The 17,325-nt window shown below is 59.1% G+C and carries 17 protein-coding genes; 12 read left to right on the top strand and 5 right to left on the bottom strand.

Going from position 1 to position 17,325, the window contains the following annotated elements:
• The first annotated feature begins 93 nt into the window (after nt 1–93).
• From ACYP2A_RS19755 to ACYP2A_RS19735, 5 genes are all read left to right on the top strand, one after another.
• Complete coding sequence (locus ACYP2A_RS19755; protein WP_459747475.1) at nt 94–1,242, top strand: branched-chain amino acid ABC transporter substrate-binding protein; 1,149 nt, start codon at nt 94–96, stop codon at nt 1,240–1,242.
• Between the two features lie 144 nt (nt 1,243–1,386).
• Nucleotides 1,387–2,325 carry a branched-chain amino acid ABC transporter permease gene (locus ACYP2A_RS19750; RefSeq protein ID WP_459747474.1) on the top strand — a complete coding sequence of 313 codons (939 nt, stop codon included), beginning with the start codon at nt 1,387–1,389 and terminating at the stop codon, nt 2,323–2,325.
• 13 nt (nt 2,326–2,338) lie between these two features.
• The gene (locus ACYP2A_RS19745; RefSeq protein ID WP_459747473.1) at nt 2,339–3,586 is read left to right on the top strand and encodes an ABC transporter permease subunit; all 1,248 of its coding nucleotides are present in this window, start codon (nt 2,339–2,341) and stop codon (nt 3,584–3,586) included.
• Nucleotides 3,583–4,356 carry an ABC transporter ATP-binding protein gene (locus ACYP2A_RS19740; protein WP_459747472.1) on the top strand — a complete coding sequence of 258 codons (774 nt, stop codon included), beginning with the start codon at nt 3,583–3,585 and terminating at the stop codon, nt 4,354–4,356. The genes ACYP2A_RS19745 and ACYP2A_RS19740 overlap by 4 nt, the downstream gene beginning before the upstream one ends.
• Before the next feature lies 1 nt (nt 4,357).
• On the top strand, nt 4,358–5,074 hold the full coding sequence (locus ACYP2A_RS19735; protein ID WP_459747471.1) for an ABC transporter ATP-binding protein: 717 nt from the start codon (nt 4,358–4,360) through the stop codon (nt 5,072–5,074).
• Nucleotides 5,075–5,243: 169 nt separating this feature from the next.
• Here the strand turns inward: ACYP2A_RS19735 and ACYP2A_RS19730 are convergent, their stop codons facing one another.
• Nucleotides 5,244–6,035, bottom strand: a complete 792-nt coding sequence (locus ACYP2A_RS19730; protein WP_459747470.1) for an SDR family NAD(P)-dependent oxidoreductase — start codon at nt 6,033–6,035, stop codon at nt 5,244–5,246.
• 152 nt (nt 6,036–6,187) lie between these two features.
• On the opposite strand from ACYP2A_RS19730, the gene ACYP2A_RS19725 reads away from it, so the two are divergent.
• Nucleotides 6,188–6,574, top strand: a complete 387-nt coding sequence (locus ACYP2A_RS19725; protein ID WP_459747469.1) for a sugar phosphate isomerase/epimerase family protein — start codon at nt 6,188–6,190, stop codon at nt 6,572–6,574.
• Between the two features lie 43 nt (nt 6,575–6,617).
• Here the strand turns inward: ACYP2A_RS19725 and ACYP2A_RS19720 are convergent, their stop codons facing one another.
• The 4 genes from ACYP2A_RS19720 to ACYP2A_RS19705 form a co-directional block, all read right to left on the bottom strand.
• Nucleotides 6,618–7,406, bottom strand: coding sequence for an IclR family transcriptional regulator (locus ACYP2A_RS19720; protein ID WP_459747468.1), 789 nt, complete (start codon nt 7,404–7,406; stop codon nt 6,618–6,620).
• 46 nt (nt 7,407–7,452) lie between these two features.
• Nucleotides 7,453–8,460 carry a Gfo/Idh/MocA family protein gene (locus tag ACYP2A_RS19715; RefSeq protein WP_459747467.1) on the bottom strand — a complete coding sequence of 336 codons (1,008 nt, stop codon included), beginning with the start codon at nt 8,458–8,460 and terminating at the stop codon, nt 7,453–7,455.
• A gap of 252 nt (nt 8,461–8,712) precedes the next feature.
• Nucleotides 8,713–9,495, bottom strand: coding sequence for a shikimate dehydrogenase family protein (locus tag ACYP2A_RS19710; RefSeq protein ID WP_459747466.1), 783 nt, complete (start codon nt 9,493–9,495; stop codon nt 8,713–8,715).
• 111 nt (nt 9,496–9,606) lie between these two features.
• Nucleotides 9,607–11,034 (bottom strand): MFS transporter, encoded by a 1,428-nt coding sequence (locus tag ACYP2A_RS19705; RefSeq protein WP_459747465.1) that lies wholly within the window; start codon nt 11,032–11,034, stop codon nt 9,607–9,609.
• 262 nt (nt 11,035–11,296) lie between these two features.
• Here ACYP2A_RS19705 and ACYP2A_RS19700 point away from each other — a divergent pair, with 262 nt between their 5' ends.
• The 6 genes from ACYP2A_RS19700 to ACYP2A_RS19675 all read left to right on the top strand — a co-directional run bounded on the left by ACYP2A_RS19700 (nt 11,297) and on the right by ACYP2A_RS19675 (nt 17,290).
• Nucleotides 11,297–12,091: an IclR family transcriptional regulator gene (locus tag ACYP2A_RS19700; protein ID WP_459747464.1), complete on the top strand. Its 795-nt coding sequence runs from the start codon at nt 11,297–11,299 to the stop codon at nt 12,089–12,091.
• 5 nt (nt 12,092–12,096) lie between these two features.
• Entirely contained in the window at nt 12,097–12,894 is a 798-nt protein-coding gene (locus ACYP2A_RS19695; protein WP_459747463.1) for a 2-keto-4-pentenoate hydratase, read from the top strand.
• Nucleotides 12,895–12,897: 3 nt separating this feature from the next.
• On the top strand, nt 12,898–13,791 hold the full coding sequence (locus tag ACYP2A_RS19690) for a fumarylacetoacetate hydrolase family protein (RefSeq protein WP_459747461.1): 894 nt from the start codon (nt 12,898–12,900) through the stop codon (nt 13,789–13,791).
• Nucleotides 13,792–13,812: 21 nt separating this feature from the next.
• Nucleotides 13,813–14,508 carry a hypothetical protein gene (locus ACYP2A_RS19685; protein WP_459747458.1) on the top strand — a complete coding sequence of 232 codons (696 nt, stop codon included), beginning with the start codon at nt 13,813–13,815 and terminating at the stop codon, nt 14,506–14,508.
• 56 nt (nt 14,509–14,564) lie between these two features.
• The gene (locus ACYP2A_RS19680; RefSeq protein ID WP_459747457.1) at nt 14,565–15,533 is read left to right on the top strand and encodes a LysR family transcriptional regulator; all 969 of its coding nucleotides are present in this window, start codon (nt 14,565–14,567) and stop codon (nt 15,531–15,533) included.
• Between the two features lie 215 nt (nt 15,534–15,748).
• Complete coding sequence (locus tag ACYP2A_RS19675; RefSeq protein ID WP_459747456.1) at nt 15,749–17,290, top strand: UxaA family hydrolase; 1,542 nt, start codon at nt 15,749–15,751, stop codon at nt 17,288–17,290.
• Nucleotides 17,291–17,325 lie beyond the last annotated feature (35 nt).

Below are 17,325 nucleotides of genomic sequence, written 5' to 3'. Positions count from 1 at the left end.
CAAGTGGGGTGTGGGGCTGGCCGTCCTTGCGGGTCTTCAACATGGCCCGCCTTGCGCTCGAACGTTCGTCCGATCAATTCTGGGGAGCTGAGAATGAATAAGAAGAGTCTGGGTCTGACCGCCCTTGCTACCGTCATGGCCACATGGGTGGGTATCGGGACAGTGCAGGCAGATGGCGCGCAGGTAGTACGGATCGGCTTTGCCGGTCCGCTGACAGGGCCCTCCGGGCATCAGGGGCTCGATGTCGAGCACGGTGTCAGTATCGCCATCGAAGAGGCTAACCAGCAAAGGCTGAAACTGGATGACAAGGTCGTCGAGTTCAAGCTGGTGGCCGAGGACGATGTGGCCGACCCGCGCACTGGCACCGCCGTGGCCCAGCGTCTGGTCGATGCCAAGGTGGCGGTGGTCATCGGCCACTACAACTCGGGCACCAGTATTCCTGCTTCGAAGATCTACGGCGACGCCGGTATCCCGCAAATCTCGCCCTCGGCGACCAACCCGGCGCTCACCAGGCAGGGCATCAAGTCGGTGTTCCGTGTGGTCAACGATGATGCCACCCTGGGCCGCTACGCCGGCAACTACCTGGTCAGCAAACTCGACGCCAAGCGCATTGCGATCTTCGATGATCGCACCGCCTATGGCCAGGGTCTGGCCGACGAGGTTACCAAGGCGGTCAAGGCCGCTGGCGGCAACGTGGTGGTGCGCGAATACACCAATGACAAGTCCACCGACTTCAACGCGATCCTGACCACCGCCAAGGCACAAAAGGCCGATGCCGTGTTCTTCGCCGCGCTCGACTATCAGGCTGCACCGATGGCCAAGCAGATGAAGAATCTGGGCCTCAAGGCGAAGTTCATGAACATCGGCAACCTGCCCAACGACGAGTTCAAGAAGATGGCCGGCAGCGCCGCCGAAGGCACCTATGCCTGGAACTACGGCACCCCGCTGCAAGATATGCCCAAGGGTGCGGCCTTCGAGCAAAAGCTCAAGGACAAATTCGGCATGGGCGTGGTGCAGTCGTCGCCTGCGGCGTACGACGCCACCTGGGCGGCAATCAGCGCGATGGTCAAGGCGCAGTCGGCGGACCCTGCGGTGTACCTGCCGGTACTCAAGACTTCCAGTTACGAAGGCGTGACCGGCACCATCGCCTTTGACGAGTTCGGCAACCTGAAGAACCCGGCGGCAACCATCTTCCAGTTCACCGACGGTGCCTGGAAAACCCTGTCGGTAGAACGCGACTGATCATTGCTGTGCCCATTACAACAAGCGGACCTGCCCGGTTCGCGACAATAAGAAACGCTCATTTCTGACCTGCCAAGCCCGTCGCCGTGTCTGCTGCCGTACGCAGGCACGGCCGACCCAAATGCAGTCTTGAGGATTCAGCTCGTGGAAGGCAACTTCGATATCTTGTTCCAGCAGGTTCTTAACGGCCTGGTTCTGGGCAGCATCTATGCGCTCGTGGCCCTGGGCTACACCATGGTTTACGGCATCATCGGCCTGATTAACTTCGCCCATGGCGAAGTCGTCATGATCGGCGCCATGGTCACCATTTCGGTGCTGACCATGCTCGCAGGCTTTGGCTTTGCCCCTGGCATCATCACCTTGCTGCTGGCCATTATGGTGGCGGCCATCGTGTGCATGCTGATGGCCCAGGGCATGGAGAAATTTGCCTATCGGCCACTGCGCAAGGCGCCGCGCCTGACCCCGCTTATTCTCGCCATCGGCATTTCGATTTTCCTGCAGAACCTGGCCATGATGATCTGGGGGCGCGGCTACAAAACCTTCCCCGAGGTGATCGAGACTCACCCGATCGAGGTGTTCGGCGCCACCATCACCAACGTGCAGATGAGCATCATGATCATCTCGGTGGTGATCATGCTCGGCCTGTGGCTGCTGGTCGACAAGACCCGCCTGGGCAAGGCCATGCGCGCCACCGCACAGAATCAGGAAGTCGCCGGGCTGATGGGCATCAATATCAACCGGGTGATCAGCGCGACCTTTCTGATCGGTGCCGCGCTGGGGGCCATCGCCGGCGTCATGCGCGCCGTCAACTACGGCCAGGCCGACGCCTACATGGGCTTGCTGCTGGGTCTGAAAGCCTTTTCTGCTGCGGTACTGGGCGGCATCGGCAATCTGTTCGGCGCCATGGCCGGCGGCTTGCTGCTGGGCCTTATCGAATCGCTGGCTGCCGGTTACACCGGGCAACTGACCGGGGGCTTTCTGGGCGCTAACTACCAGGACATCTTCGCCTTCGCCGTGCTCATTCTGGTCCTGCTTTTCCGTCCCAACGGGCTGATGGGTGAACGCCAGGCCGATCGTGCCTAGGAGCTTGTCACAGATGAGAAACAATCCGAACCTGCAATACGCCTTGTTGATCCTGGGCTTCGTGGCCCTGCCGTTCCTGGTCGAAGCCATTCCGTTTCTAGGCCCGACCTGGGTGCGTATCCTCGGCTTTGCCATGCTCTATGTGCTGCTGGCGCTGGGCCTGAACATCGTGATCGGCTATGCCGGCCTGCTCGACATGGGCTACATCGGCTTCTACGCCATCGGTGCCTACCTGTACGCCTTGCTGGCCTCGCCGCATTTGCACGTGGCCGGTCTGGTCGAGGACGTACTCAACTGGCCGCTGTGGATGATCATCCCGGTCGCCGCCGTGGTCGCCGCCATTTGCGGGGTCTTGATCGGTGCGCCGGTGCTCAAGCTGCGCGGCGACTATCTGGCCATCGTGACCCTGGGCTTCGGCGAGATCATCCGCATCTTCATGAACAACCTCGATCAACCGGTCAATCTCACCAACGGCCCGCAAGGCATCAGCAACATCGCGCCACTGCACATGGACGGCGCCGGCTGGTCGTATGCCGCCGGCAACGCGCCCGAGGCGATCGTGTCGTTGCAACAGACCTGGAACCTGTTCGGGCTGACCGTTACGCCGGTGATCAGCTATTACCTGTTCTTTCTGGTGATCGTGATTTTTTCGATCATTCTCTCCAAGCGCCTTGAGGTCTCGCGCATCGGCCGGGCCTGGATGGCGCTGCGCGAAGATGAAGTGGCCGCCGAAGCCATGGGCCTGAACAAGCGCAACCTGAAACTGCTGGCCTTCGCCATGGGCGCGACCTTCGGCGGGGTCTCCGGAGTGCTGTTTTCCAGCTATCAGGGCTTTGTCAGCCCCGAATCGTTCACCTTGATGGAGTCGATCATGGTCCTGGCCATGGTAGTGCTCGGCGGTATGGGCTCGATTCGCGGCGTGGTGCTGGGCGCCCTGATCCTGTCGACCATGCCTGAGGTATTCCGCGACCTGGTCAACTGGATCCAGCCGTTCATCATGGACAACGTGACCTTCGTCAGCCGAGAAGTGCTGCGCAACATCCTCGATGCCTCGACCCTGCGCATGCTGGTGTTCGGCCTGGCGCTGATCCTGGTGATGCGCTACCGCCCCGAAGGCCTGTGGCCATCGAATCGCCGCCGTGCCGAACTGCATGATGGCGACCCGCAACCGGCTCAGCCAGAGGCGGCGCTGACCGTGACGGTGCATGACGCTCCTTCGCAAGCTTTCGAATATCCGGTCAAAGAGGCGGACAAGGTATGAGTGACGTACTGCTGCAACTGCATTCGGTGAGCAAGTTCTTCGGCGGCCTGCAGGCGCTGCACGGCATCGATCTGTCGATCCGCCGTGGAGAGATTCGCGGTTTGCTGGGCCCCAACGGTGCTGGCAAGACCACCTTGTTCAATGTGCTGACCGGTTTGTACCGTGCTGAAGAGGGCCGCATCGAGTTCGACGGCAAACCGCTGAATATCCGCAAGCCTTACAAGGTCGTGGAGGCGGGCATCTCCCGCACTTTCCAGAACATTCGCCTGTTTCACAACATGACGGTGCTGGAAAACGTGATGATCGGCCGTCACGTGCGAACCCGCAGCGGGGTCTTCGGCGCCATTCTGCGCACTCGCGCCTGTGTGCAGGAAGAGCGTGAGATCCGTCAGTCGGCGCACCACTGGCTGGCCTATGTCGGCATCGGTCATCTTGCCCATGAGCTGGCCAAGAGTCTGTCCTATGGCGACCAGCGCCGCCTGGAAATCGCTCGTGCGCTGGCCACCGAGCCGTTGTTGATCGCCCTCGATGAACCGGCGGCCGGCATGAACGCCTCGGAAACCGAAGGCCTGCGCAAACTGATGTGCAAGATGAAGGGCGATGGCAAGACCGTGCTGTTGATCGAACACGACGTCAAGCTGGTCATGGGCCTGTGCGATCACGTCACCGTGCTGGAATTCGGTCGCAAGATCGCCGATGGCCTGCCGGTGGATGTTCAGAAAGATCCAAAAGTGATCGAGGCTTATCTGGGGGCGGAGGCGGCGGCCTGATATGAAAAACATTCTTCAAGTAAGCGGCCTGCAGGTGTCCTACGGCGCCATCCAGGCAATCAAGGGTATCGACTTTCATGTCGGCGAGGGTGAAATGGTCGCGCTGATCGGTGCCAATGGCGCGGGCAAGACCACGACGCTGAAAACCCTGGGCGGTATCCTGACCCCCAGTGCCGGGCAAATAACTTTCGATGGCCAGGCCCATGCCGGCATCAAGGGGTATGACCTGATTCGTCAGGGGCTGGCGCTGGTGCCCGAAGGCAGGGGCATATTTCCCAAGCTGACTGTTTATGAAAACCTGGAAATGGGCGCCTTCTCTCGCACCGACGGCAAGACAGCCATCGAGACTGATATCGAGCGCATGTTCGGTATCTTCCCGCGCCTGAAGGAGCGTGCGCACCAGTTGGCCGGGACCATGTCCGGCGGCGAACAGCAGATGCTTGCCATCTCTCGGGCGTTGATGGGCAAGCCCAAGCTGCTATTGCTCGACGAGCCGTCGATGGGGCTGGCGCCGATTGTCGTGCAGAAGATCTTCGAAACCATCGTTGAGGTCGTCAAAGGCGGCATGACGCTGCTGCTGGTCGAGCAGAATGCCCGGCTAGCCTTGCAAACCTGTCAGCGTGCCTATGTCATCGACGGCGGGCGAATCGCGATGGAAGGTCAGGCCAGTGATTTGCTGCATGACAAGCAGGTGCAAAAAGCCTATCTGGGCGAGTGAACGATGGGGTGCGGTACAGAAATGATTGAGTATTTGCCGGGGCCAGTTCAAGCCGCACGTAACATTTAAGCTCGTGCGGCCTCACTTGTACTCAAGGCAGTGTGGTTCAAGCTGTGTGACTAACCCGCTTTCCTTTCTGCGCACTGAAGAAGCTGTAAATCAATCATGCTCAGGATTTGGAGCTCGGCCGGCCCGGAATATGGCTCAGTATCGATTTGGAGAAGCCACCATCGACGCATATATCCTGTCCCGTGACATAGGCCGATAAGGGGCTAACGAGAAATTCGATCACGTTGGCGATATCGATTGGCTCGCCGATTCTCGCCAGCGGGATGATTGCTTCCCGTGCTTTCTTGATGTGGGGATCGGCGTACATTTTTTCCGACATCGGCGTGTGGGTCATGCCCGGGGACACCACGTTGACACGGATGCCGTCAGGCGCCCACTCCAGTGCGAGCGTCTGGGCGAGCATGGTCAATGCCGCTTTGGTGGGGCTGTACGCGCCTGAGCCTGCATGCGGAAGCTGGCCAGACATCGACGAGGTAAAGCATGCCGAACCTCGGCTCTCGCGCAAATACGGGTAGCTGGCCTTGGCCAGCAGCCAGGCACCGCGAAGATTGACCGAGAACATGTCGTCCCAGGCTTCTATGGACAAGTCACAGATCGCACCAGGGCTGGCGATGCCGGCATTCGCCACCAGTGCGTCAAGCCCGCCGAACTCCGCTATGGCCGCCGCCACCAGTTGGCCTGGCACCTCAGGGTTGCCGAGATCACCGGACAAGGCGATGGCGATACCGCCCATGGCTCTGATGGATTCAACGACTTCTTCCTGCGTAGTGGTGAGGGTGTGCCCGCAAACCGCAATTTTCGGCTGCGAGCCACGGGCAAGGGCCGCCTCCGCGATCCTCAGGCATGCAGATGCACCGATACCGCTACTGCCGCTACTGACCAAAGCTCTCATTGGACACTCCTTTTTTACGGCGCGAAGATCAGGTCCCTTAACGCCGGCGGCTATGACATCAATCTGGCCAGTCCCGCCGCGAACATGCGTCACAAGAGCATCGAACACATCAAGTCAGTGATTGATCTGGCTGTCGCCTAAAACAAGCTGGCGTGCGCTTGCTGCTGGAAAATACGCCGTACTGCTTTACCCCCACCATGCCGGAGCTGGCGCAGGTTGTAAGCACCCTCAACGATGATGTGGTCAAGGTCGTCTATGACATCGCCAATGCTGCTTATATAGGTGAAGATCCTGTGGCGAGTCTGCTGGCTTACCACGCCGCCATCGACTTTGTACATGTGTCCGACACTGGCACAGATGTATGGGGTCATGACCCGGTCGGTACCGGTGTTGTGGACTTCATCGGATTGGGCGAGGCCGTTCACGCGACCTGCGGTATTGAAAACTGCGTGCTGGAAATCATCCGCGAAGAAAACGCGTTGTATGAGCTGAACAAGGGTGTGCAGGATCTGCGTGCCAAAGGCTGGAAAATTCCGTAACGCCAGCAACACGCCTGCGCGCTATTAACGCGCAGGCAGCGAATCAGTCCCCACTGACCGCCGTCCACAGCGACCAGTGCTCGCCGACCTTGATGGTCGAGCGCTTCAGGCGTTCGATATGAGTGCCGAGCGTTTCTTCACGCATGCGTGCGATGGGGCCGGCGATGCTCAGGGTGGCGACCGGGGTCGAGCTGTCTGGTCGTGAGGTATCGAATACGGCCACCGCCACGACACACACACCCACTTCACCTTCTTCGCGAACGACTGCGTGACCCTCTTTGCGGATCAAGGCGATGTCATCGAAGATGTCGCGGATCGAAACGCGTGCATTGGGGCCCGCGTAGTCCCGGGTGTTTTCGATATCCCAGGCGGCGAGAATACGCATGGCGCGCTCGTCGCGCATGGTGGCAAGCCATGCCTTGCCCGCTGCGGTCGTGTGCGGAATGATTTTTTCATCCAGGGCACGGCGATACTGAAGGCCTTTGGTATTTTTCGTGGCCTGTAGCACCCAGGTCAGGTGATCCTCTGCTACCGCCGCCAATCGAACGTGTTCGCCGGTTTCGCTGGCCAGTTCGTCGAGCAAGGGTTGCATGATGCCGGCGAAGCCCGTTTCAGCGATGTAGTTCACGCCCATGCTGGGGATCATCAGCGTCAGACGGTAATGATCCTGTTCGTTCTGATAAACGTAACCTCTTTCTCGCAGCGCGCTCAATATGCGGTGAGCCGTGGCCATCGGGACCTGGGTCCGATCGCTGATTTCAGACAGGGCAAGACCGCCTGGGTGCGAGAGCAGCAGTTCCAGGGTGTTGAAGTAACGGCCGATATGTGACAATTTTTCCAGTCCTCTTTGTTGCTGGCCGTGGCCAGCCATCCTTGCGTCATGAATGCTGGAGCGTGATGGGGATGCCACCAAGGCGGTCTGACTCATACGCAGCCTCTATGACACTCATGACGCGGTGCATCGTTGCAAGTCCGGCGCCTGTATGCGTAGTCTCGCGGTCAGGGGCGAGGACGTCGGTGACGAAGGTGTCGTAGTACACGTCCGAGTTCAGGCTCATATGAAGGTCACTGGCGTGTCCGGTCGCGTCGATCAAACGCAAGCCATCCGGGGTTGAGCGCACGTAAAACTGATCGGTTGACAGTGAAAATGAGTATTCCCGTTGTTCAGGGGTATTCGCCGGGTAATTGTAACCAGTTTCAATAGTGCAGATGCAGCCGCTCTCGGTCACCAGAGTCATCATCGAGCCGATCTCTACTTCCGTCAGTTGCGGGTCACGGTGCATCACCGCAGACACGCTACGAATGCGTTCACCGGAGATTTCCTGAACCAGATCGACGAAGTGAGCGGCAAGGTTGATCGTGCAACCGCCCCCCGAGCGTTTTGGGTCAAGCATCCAGGAGCAGTTGTTGGTCAGGTAGCGTCCGGGTGGCCCGGCGTTGAATCGAAACGACTGGGTTCTCCATTTGGCGCCACTCTGCAGCGCTGCTTGTTTGAGGCGGTTCAGCAGCTCACTGTGCCTCCAGACCAGCGGCACCGCCACGAACAGGCCTGCGGCTTCGGCGCGTTGTTGCAGGTCCAGGACTTCATGCCGGGTGAGCCCGCAGGGCTTCTCCATGGCGAACGGAATATTGCGCTCGATCAATGCCTTGCCTATGGCATGCAACTCATCGTGCGGACCAAAGGCGAACGCAAAATCAGCCTCTTCATTATCCAGCAGGGTTGTCCAGTGATCGTAAAGTTGCGCGCCGAATCGCTGCGCAAGGACGGGACCGCGCGAATTCGTGGCATCGGATATCGCCGTGACGGTCACATCAGGCAGACGCTCAAGGGCATCGAGGTAGAGAGGGGTGTGCCAGTGGCTTACTTCCAGAAGAACGACTTTCAAGCATTCATTCCTTATAAACAGTGTGTGACGAACTTGCCGATACCCTTGGGATTGCGTAGCAGGCTAGCATGAGCCTGTTACGAACGGAAGTTGATTCCGTTTTGTTTGTGGGCCTACAGGGTGCTCAGTTTGGACAGCAATTTCACCAGGCACGGGGTAATGTGCACTGGCCAGGGCAGTGCACATCGTTGGCTTTTTCGAGGAGATGTTGAGGAGGGGAGAGTGAAAAGCCGGTCACGTTCAGCAGGGGACTTACAATCCGCCCGAGTAGCGCCGCTCGATATCTTCGAAACCCAGAAAGCTCAAGGCCAGCAGGGCCTGGCCCAGGTGCATAGGCTGGCCATCAAGGGTCTGGCAACCGCGCGACTGTGCAGCGAGCAGCAAGGCAGTCGGTTCGGGCCGGGTAATGATATCGACCACCACCGTCGCCGGGTCCAGCCGCTGTGCGTCTAGCGGCATCGGGTCATCGGGGTTCATGCCGAGCGGGGTGGCATTGATCACGATGTCATGACCGGCTGGGTCTGCGAGACCTGCATGCACAGCGCAAGGCCCCTCTGTGTCGACGCGGTGCGCAAGCTCCAGGGCGCGACGCGGATCCAGGTCTGAAATGGTCAGTGATCGGGCGCCCGCAGCGGCAACGGCAAACGCAATTGCCCTTCCCGAGCCACCCGCTCCGACAAGCAGAACGGATTTCCCGAGCAGCGTAACGCCATGCCGCTGCATGCCCTGCACGCAACCAGGTCCGTCGAACACGGCACCCACCCAGCGCCCGTCAGGTTCGCAGCGAACGACGTTGATGGCGCCGACCTGACGCGCGGTAGGGTGAAGAGCGTCCACGATGTCGAGCATGCTCTGCTTGTGCGGCATGGTCACCAGAAGGCCGGCCAGGTTGCCTACCGCTCGCATGCCTCTGACAAAGTCAGCCAGGCCGCCTGGGCCGACCTGCAATGCAATGCAAACGGCGTCAGACTGGGATTCGGCAAATAGCCTGTTCAGCAACATTGGGGACTTGGCGCTCTTGATAGGGTCACCCATCAATCCATAAATACGCGTGCTGCCTGTAATACGTGGATGCATATGAACCCATACAGAAAAGTCGCTGTTCAGAGCAACTGAACAGCGCAGTGGTGTTAACAGGACAGGTTGTCAGGAGTGTGTCGCTGATCCTGATTGGACGGCATTGACTTGCGGCCTGGCCATGGATTGTTTCTGGACCCGTTCGTATTCCTCTTTCGACATCGGGACCGCATTTGGATCACCGAGGTCCTTCAGGCGAATCCGATACGTTTCGCGCGTAGTGATAGCGGCAATCGCGGAGATTGCGCAGATGCCAAACGTCAATGCGCCGATTTTCAAAGGAATGTTCTCCGTCCCGGGAGGTGCAATCGATACGAAAAGCGCGGGCAGAAACGCTGTGCAGGCCACGCCGATATTCTGACCAATCGCCATGCCGGTAACACGTACACGTGTACGGAACAGCTCTGGGAACAGGCTTGGGAATACCCCGTTAAAGCCCTGGTAAGCCACGCCCCACATAAGCAGCGAGAGAATCAGCGAAAGCCACAGGTTGTGAATGCTGATCGCATAGAGATAGGCAAATGACAAGAGTCCACCGCTAAGAACACCCACAATAACCGGAGGTCGGCGGCCAATCCTGTCAGAGAGCTTGCCCACGAAAGGAATAAGGATAACGGCGCACAAGTTGCCTAACACCGGTATCCACATGAACACGCCGGAAGGGAAACCAATGCCGTAGGCAGGCTGGACGGCATAGGTCGCTCCGAAGACGGAGGCGAGGATGGCAAGGACCGCAGACAGGGCCATGCCAATCACGCGCAACACATCCCGCCAGCTCTGAGTAATCACTTCGACCACAGGTAATTTACGGATCTCGCCTTGGGTCTGCGCCTCGGTGAATACGGGAGCCTCATGAACTTCACGGCGGATGATCCATCCGACGACCAGCACCAGGGCGCTGAGCAGAAATGGAATTCGCCAGCCCCAGGCAGCAAATTGATCGGCGGGCATGAACTGGGCGAGTGGCAGGAAAACCGCAGCCGCCAGAAGTTGTCCGGCTTGTACGCCTTGAAGCGTAAAGCTTGCGAAATACCCTCGACGTCCATCAGGCGCGTGTTCCAGGGTCATGGAGCTTGCACATGACACCTCTCCCGCGACCGCAAATCCTTGAATCAGCCGCAAGAAGATCAACAGCGCAGGCGCCCAGACCCCGATCTGATGGTAGGTAGGAAGCAGCCCGATGCACACGGTCGAAAACCCCATCAGGAACATGCAATAGACCAGTACGGTCTTGCGTCCATGTCGGTCGCCCAGGTGCCCTAATACCACGGCGCCGATTGGCCGAGCGATGTATCCGACGCCGAAGCTTGCCAGCGAAACGATGATCCCCACAGTTGGATTGTCTGTCGGAAAAAACAGCTGCGGGAAAAGCAGGGCCGCTGCGGTGGCGTAGATGAAAAAGTCGTAGTACTCCAACGCCGAGCCGATCCAGCCGCTCGCGGCGGCCTTCCTTGACTGACGTTTGGAATTTGGATCGGCCTGAATGCTTTGGCTCATGAGATGTCTCCGAAATTTTATTATTGTAACGACGTTCCAGTTGTAATGTTGTTCTCGGTATCAGGGCTTTGTCAAGGGGATACCCGCGCATGAATGGCGTTACCTGGCCAGCGCCAAGTGAGCAAGGGCAACGGGATGACAGTTTTTGCTTGCCCTCACGTTGACTTGGCAATCAGGGAGTGCCTACTATTGTAACTGTGTTCCAAATAGAACTGCGTAACCAGATACCTGGTGTCGCTGATGACCAGTCGAGAAAAATCCCATGAGAGTCGTTAAAGGTGCTGTTGACCGCTGTCTGGAGGCCATCGAGCTGCTGGCCCGTGAAGCCCGCTGGATGCGCATGTCCGATATTGCAGCTGAGCTGGGCATGGAGAAAGGGCCGGCCCACCGTGTGCTTGCCCAGTTGGTAGAGCAAGGGTGGGCTGAGCAGGATGAAGCGACTTCCCAGTATCGTCTTACCCTCAAGCTGGCGCTTCTGGGGCAACGCTATCTGAATGGCATCGGTTTGCCCGAACTGGTTCAGCCGATCATTGAAAACGTAGCGGCCATCTCCCACGAACTGGTGCGTCTGACGGTCGTATGCGAGAGCGGTCTGTCATGGCTTGCCTCAGCCCAGGGCGCTGCGCCGGGGTTGATGTATTCGCCGGCCATGGACCAGCCTATCAATCTCTATACCACCGCCAACGGCAAGGCCTGGCTTGCATCGATGCCTGATGAGCAAGCCGTCGAGATTGCCATACGCAGCGGTCTGGGTAAAAGCGAGGGGGCCGGAATAGGCCCGCGGGCTATCAACACTATCGAGCGGTTGCTGGCTGAACTGGCCGAGACCAGAGCGCGTGGCTACGGGCTGGTGGTGGAAGAAGCCGAGGCCGGGGTCTGGGCAATTGCGGTTCCGGTGAAGTTGATTTCGACCGGCGCCGTGGTCGGCACCATGAGCATTGCCGGACCGGTCATGCGCATGCACCCGGATCGTTACGCCGATTTGCACGCGCTGCTCGACGATGCGGCGAACAAGCTCGGCACGGTATGGCCGCGACAAGCCAGTGTGCAAGGGTGAATGTCATGCATCAGACGCAATCGGTCGACAGGGCTGAATCAGCCACCTTGCAGGCCGCCGCTGAGCTTGTGCGTGCACGCCAGACGGGCAGCCGCTTGGACGCCTTGCCCTGTGGTGAGGCGTTATTGAGCCTGGAGCAAGGCTTCGAGATACAGCAACAAGTAGGCGTGCTGGCTGGCAAGACCGTGGGCGGATGGAAGTGCGCAATGCCCAAGCCCGGCAAGTGGATAGTCGCACCGATCTACGCCGACAGCATTGTGCGTACCAGTCGCTATCCCCTCGATTTCGCGACCTCCAGTGTGCGAATCGAACCTGAGCTCGCCTGCATGCTCGGTGCCGACCTGCCGGCTCGTTCGACGCCTTATACAGCCGACGACATCCTTCGCTCGATCAGTCAGGTACACCTTTCACTGGAGGTCATCGATTGCCGATATGCCGATCCGCAAAAGGTTACGTTCGAGCAGCTACTCGCTGACGGGCTGTTCAACCACGGTCTGGTGTTGGGGCCTCAAGCCATTTCGCTGGACGCACGAAATCTTCCCCTTCATCTCGATGTAACCCTGAGTCATTCCGGGGCCGAGCCTGTGAGCATTTCCGGGGTTCATCCGGATCATGACCCCGTGTCGCCAATCGTCTGGCTCGCCAATTTTCTTTCTGCACGTGGAATCGACCTGCACGCAGGTCAGGTCGTGATCACCGGCTCGTATGCCGGTGTTCTAGACGTTCCCGTTCACCAGCCGCTGAACATCCAGTTTGGCGAGGCAGGATCTCTGCCGGTCTTTTTCTCAACTATTGAGGAGTAACGTATGCGTTTGGTTCGTTTTGGTCTGCCAGGACAAGAGCTGCCTGGAATTCTGGATGCTGGAGGGCAGGTCAGGGACCTCTCTGGCATCGTCGATGATATCGACGCGGCGGCGCTGTCGCCGTCCAGTCTCGAAAAATTGCGTAGTGTCGATATTGAACGTCTGCCACGGGTGGCGGCTGGAACGCGCTTGGGGCCATGTGTAGGCAGTGTCCCGAACCTGATCTGTATCGGCCTTAACTATTCTGATCACGCCGCTGAAACCAACACGCCGATACCGAGCCAGCCGGTCGTGTTCAACAAGCACACCGGGTCTATCAGCGGTGCCAACGACCCCGTGATCCTGCCGGGGGATGCGAAGAAACTCGACTGGGAAGTCGAACTGGCCATCGTCATCGGCTCACCTGCCTGGCACATCGAAGAAAGCAAGGCGCTGGATCACGTTGCCGGTTATTGCCTGGCCAACGATGTCTCTGAAAGGGCCTATCAGCTCGAATACGAAGGCCAGTGGACCAAGGGCAAAAGCAGCTTTTCCTTTGCACCGCTGGGCCCTTGGCTGGTGACCCGCGATGAAATCGCCGACCCGCAGAATCTCGACCTCTGGCTCGAAGTGAACGGCAAGCGTTTCCAGAACGGTAACACCCGCACAATGATTTTCAGCGTGGCGCACATCGTCTCCTACCTGAGCCGCTTCATGCCGCTGATGCCGGGCGACGTGATCATCACCGGAACGCCACCGGGCGTCGGGCTGGGCCAGAAGCCGCATGTGTTTCTCAAGGCCGGGGACGTCATGCGCGTCGGGGGACAAGGTCTGGGCGAGCAGTCTCAGACGGTCGTGCCCTATGTCTCGGAAATGGGTGCAGCCTGGGCTGCCGGTCGTTACCCGAACGTTGATTGATGCCTACTGGAGGAAGAACCTATGAGTTTTGCAGGAACGGGTATCGTTGCAATCTGGCATGACCTTCTCCCCGAAGCGCGGGATGAGTTCTATGAGTGGCATAACCGTGAACACATGCCCGAACGCCTGGGTATTCCAGGCTTCCAGCGCGGACGGCGATACATTGCGCTGGATGAGGGGCCTGTCTATTTCAATCTGTACGAGGCCGACTCCGTGCAAGTGTTGGGCGGCGCGGATTATCTGAATCGTCTTAATGCGCCAACGGTATGGACGCAGAAAGTCGTGCAGTCCTACCGCAATGTCGCCCGGTCGATTTGCGATGTGCACTACACCGCCGGCGTGGGTCATGGCGCTTATCTGCTGACTGTCCGTTTCGATGTCGCCGCCGAGCGCTACACCGATGTTCTGCAAGCGCTGCGTGATCGGGTTTTGCCGCCGCTGGTGGATGCCCAGGGCATCACCGGTGTGCACTTCGGCACAGCCGATGAAGCGGTCAGCAAGGTTGAAACCGCAGAGAAGAAGGCCCGATCGGAGGGCACTGAAATTCCGTCCTGGGTGATCATGATCGAAGGCTGCGCTGCCGACTATGTCACCCATGCCAGAGAGCAACTGGTGGCGGATCTTGGCAGTTTGCTGGGCAACTCTGCGCAGCCGCTCGGCACCACGCTTTATCAGCTGGAATATACCCGATGCAAGACACCTGACTGCGCGGGTTGAGGAGTGCCGGCCTGCGGTAATACTGCAGTTTTTCATCTGCCTGAGGCCTGTTGCCGATGACACTGGACATTACCCATTCCAACTTTTGCAACGGGATTCGCTATAAGCATCTGGTGTTGATCGACACCCTGGCGCGCACCCGCAACATGCACACCGCAGCGGCGTGCATGAGCCTCAGCCAGCCAGCGTTGAGCAAGATGCTGCGAGACCTCGAGGATCAGTTCGGCTTCGCGCTGTTCGAGCGTCTGACGCGCAGTATGCCGCCCACCGAGCTGGGCGACTATGTGGTGCGTTACGCCCAGCGTGTGCTGGCAGACTCGCAACAGTTCGTTGACCAGGTCAACCGTCTGCGCAAGGGCGGGCACGGCTGCATACGTGTCGGCGGAATTTTTGCCGCTATCGCCTTGGTGCTGCCGCAGGCCATCGCCACCATCAAGGCCCGCAGTCCATTGCTGTCGATCGAGGTGGTGGAGCACTCCAGCGATCATCTGCTGACCATGCTGGAACAGAACAGGCTCGACATCATGATTGGCCGTTTTACCGAAGAGCGCTTCGGCCAGATGTTCAACTACCAACCACTTGAGCCTGAGCCTTTCAGCCTGGTGGTCAATAGCGAGCACCCTCTGAACCAACTGGTCAGCACGCCATTGTCGGCGCTGGGCGATTGGCCGTGGGTACTGTACCCGGTGGGCACGCCGATCCGTGACCGCCTGGAACAGGCATTCCGGGTGGCCGGGATTGCCACGCCCTCCGACAGTGTAGAAACCATCTCGATGCCGATGTTTCTGCAACTGCTGCAATCGGCGCCGATGATTGCCATGTTGCCGCGTTCGATGGTCGCCAGCCAACTGGCCAGCGGCCAACTCAAGGCTTTGCGCAGTCCCTTGTATCTCCCGGCGCTGGAGTATGGCGTGGTCACGCGCAAGGATGAGCCGCTGAGCGATTCAGTTCGAACATTCATGAATATTTTACTGGAAGGTGTCTGGACTCGGCGTGAAGAACAGAGTCTGTCAGTTCAGCGATAATTAGAACAGGGGTAAGTAAGCGGTGATCGTCAAATAATACCGTATTGATGACGGCGTACTTTTTGATTCTGCTTTTAATGAAGCAACGTTATCGCGCGATCAAATTATATCATTGGGAAAGTTGCCTGATAATTCTTACAGTAGATCTGAATTAGCCCGACGTTATACGGGCAACTCAATAACAATAAGTCAGCCGCACCGCCCTGAGAGGTCCTATGCAACTGATTGCCAAATCCGGCGACCCTGCCGTTATCCGCCTCAACCCGCTGGACAACGTTCTTATCGCCCGCCAGAACCTGCAGCAAGGACTGCACCTGGAAGCCGAGGCGATTACCGTGCGCCAGTCGGTTCCCTCGGGCCATAAAATCGCCACGCAACGAGTTGAGCAGGGGCAGCCCTTGCGCCGCTATGGACAGATCATCGGTTTTGCTTCGCAGCCCATCGAGGCCGGTGACCACGTGCATGTCCACAATGTACAGATGGGTGATTTTTCCCGCGACTACGCCTTTGGCGTCGATACCCGCAGCACGCCGAGCACCGAGGCGGTGTTCCAGGGCATCGTGCGTGCCGATGGACGGGTTGCCACACGCAACTATATTGGCATCCTCACCTCGGTGAATTGTTCGGCGACCGTAGCCCGCGCCGTTGCCGACCATTTTCGCCGCGACATTCATCCCGACGCGCTGGCCGACTATCCAAACATCGACGGTGTGGTGGCATTGACCCACGGCGCTGGTTGCGCGGTGGATCCCTCCGGCGAGGCCCTGGGCCTGTTGCGCCGAACCCTGGGGGGATATGCCGTACACCCCAACTTCGCTGCGGTGCTGATCATTGGCCTGGGGTGTGAAACCAACCAGATCGACAGCCTGCTCGAAACTCAGGGGCTGAAGGCGGGTGCACACTTGCGCGCCTTCACGATTCAAGGCACAGGCGGCACGTCGAAGACCATCGCGGCCGGCATCGAGCAAGTCAAGGCGCTACTGGCAGAGGCCAATCAGGTCGAACGCGAGCCGGTCAGTGCGCGCCACCTGATTGTCGGTCTGCAATGCGGCGGTTCCGATGGTTACTCGGGCATCACGGCCAACCCGGCATTGGGTAATGCCGTCGACCGCCTCGTGGCAGCCGGGGGCACCGCGATTCTGTCGGAAACACCTGAAATCTATGGTGCCGAGCACCTGCTGACGCGTCGTGCGGTGAGCCGTGAGGTCGGCGAAAAGCTGATCGCCCGCATTCACTGGTGGGAAGACTACTGCCAGCGCATGAACGCCGAACTGAACAACAATCCCTCGGCCGGAAACAAGGCCGGTGGCCTCACCACCATCCTCGAAAAATCGCTGGGCGCAGTGGCCAAGGCCGGCTCCAGCAACCTTGTCGATGTCTACCAGTACGCCGAAGCGGTCCGGGCTCAAGGCCTGGTGTTCATGGACACACCGGGCTACGACCCGGTGTCGGCCACCGGCCAGGTGGCAGGCGGCGCCAACCTGATTGCCTTCACCACCGGTCGCGGCTCGGCTTACGGCTGTGCGCCTGCGCCTTCCATCAAGCTGGCGACCAATAACCGGGTGTTCGAGCACCAGGAGGAGGACATGGACGTCAACTGCGGCGGCATCGCCGATGGCTCTACCAGTATCGAAGAGCGCGGCGCTTACATCTTCGAACAGATGCTGCGCATCGCCTCCGGTGCGCGCAGCAAAAGTGAACAGCACGGCTATGGGCAGAACGAGTTCGTGCCCTGGCAGATCGGTGCCGTGACCTGACTGACAGCCCATTCCTGAATATCAAGGCATTTACT

This window comes from Pseudomonas sp. 3A(2025), assembly GCF_054589175.1.
The sequence above is the reverse complement of the archived record's forward strand: the minus strand, read 5'-3'. Positions and strand labels throughout refer to the sequence as shown.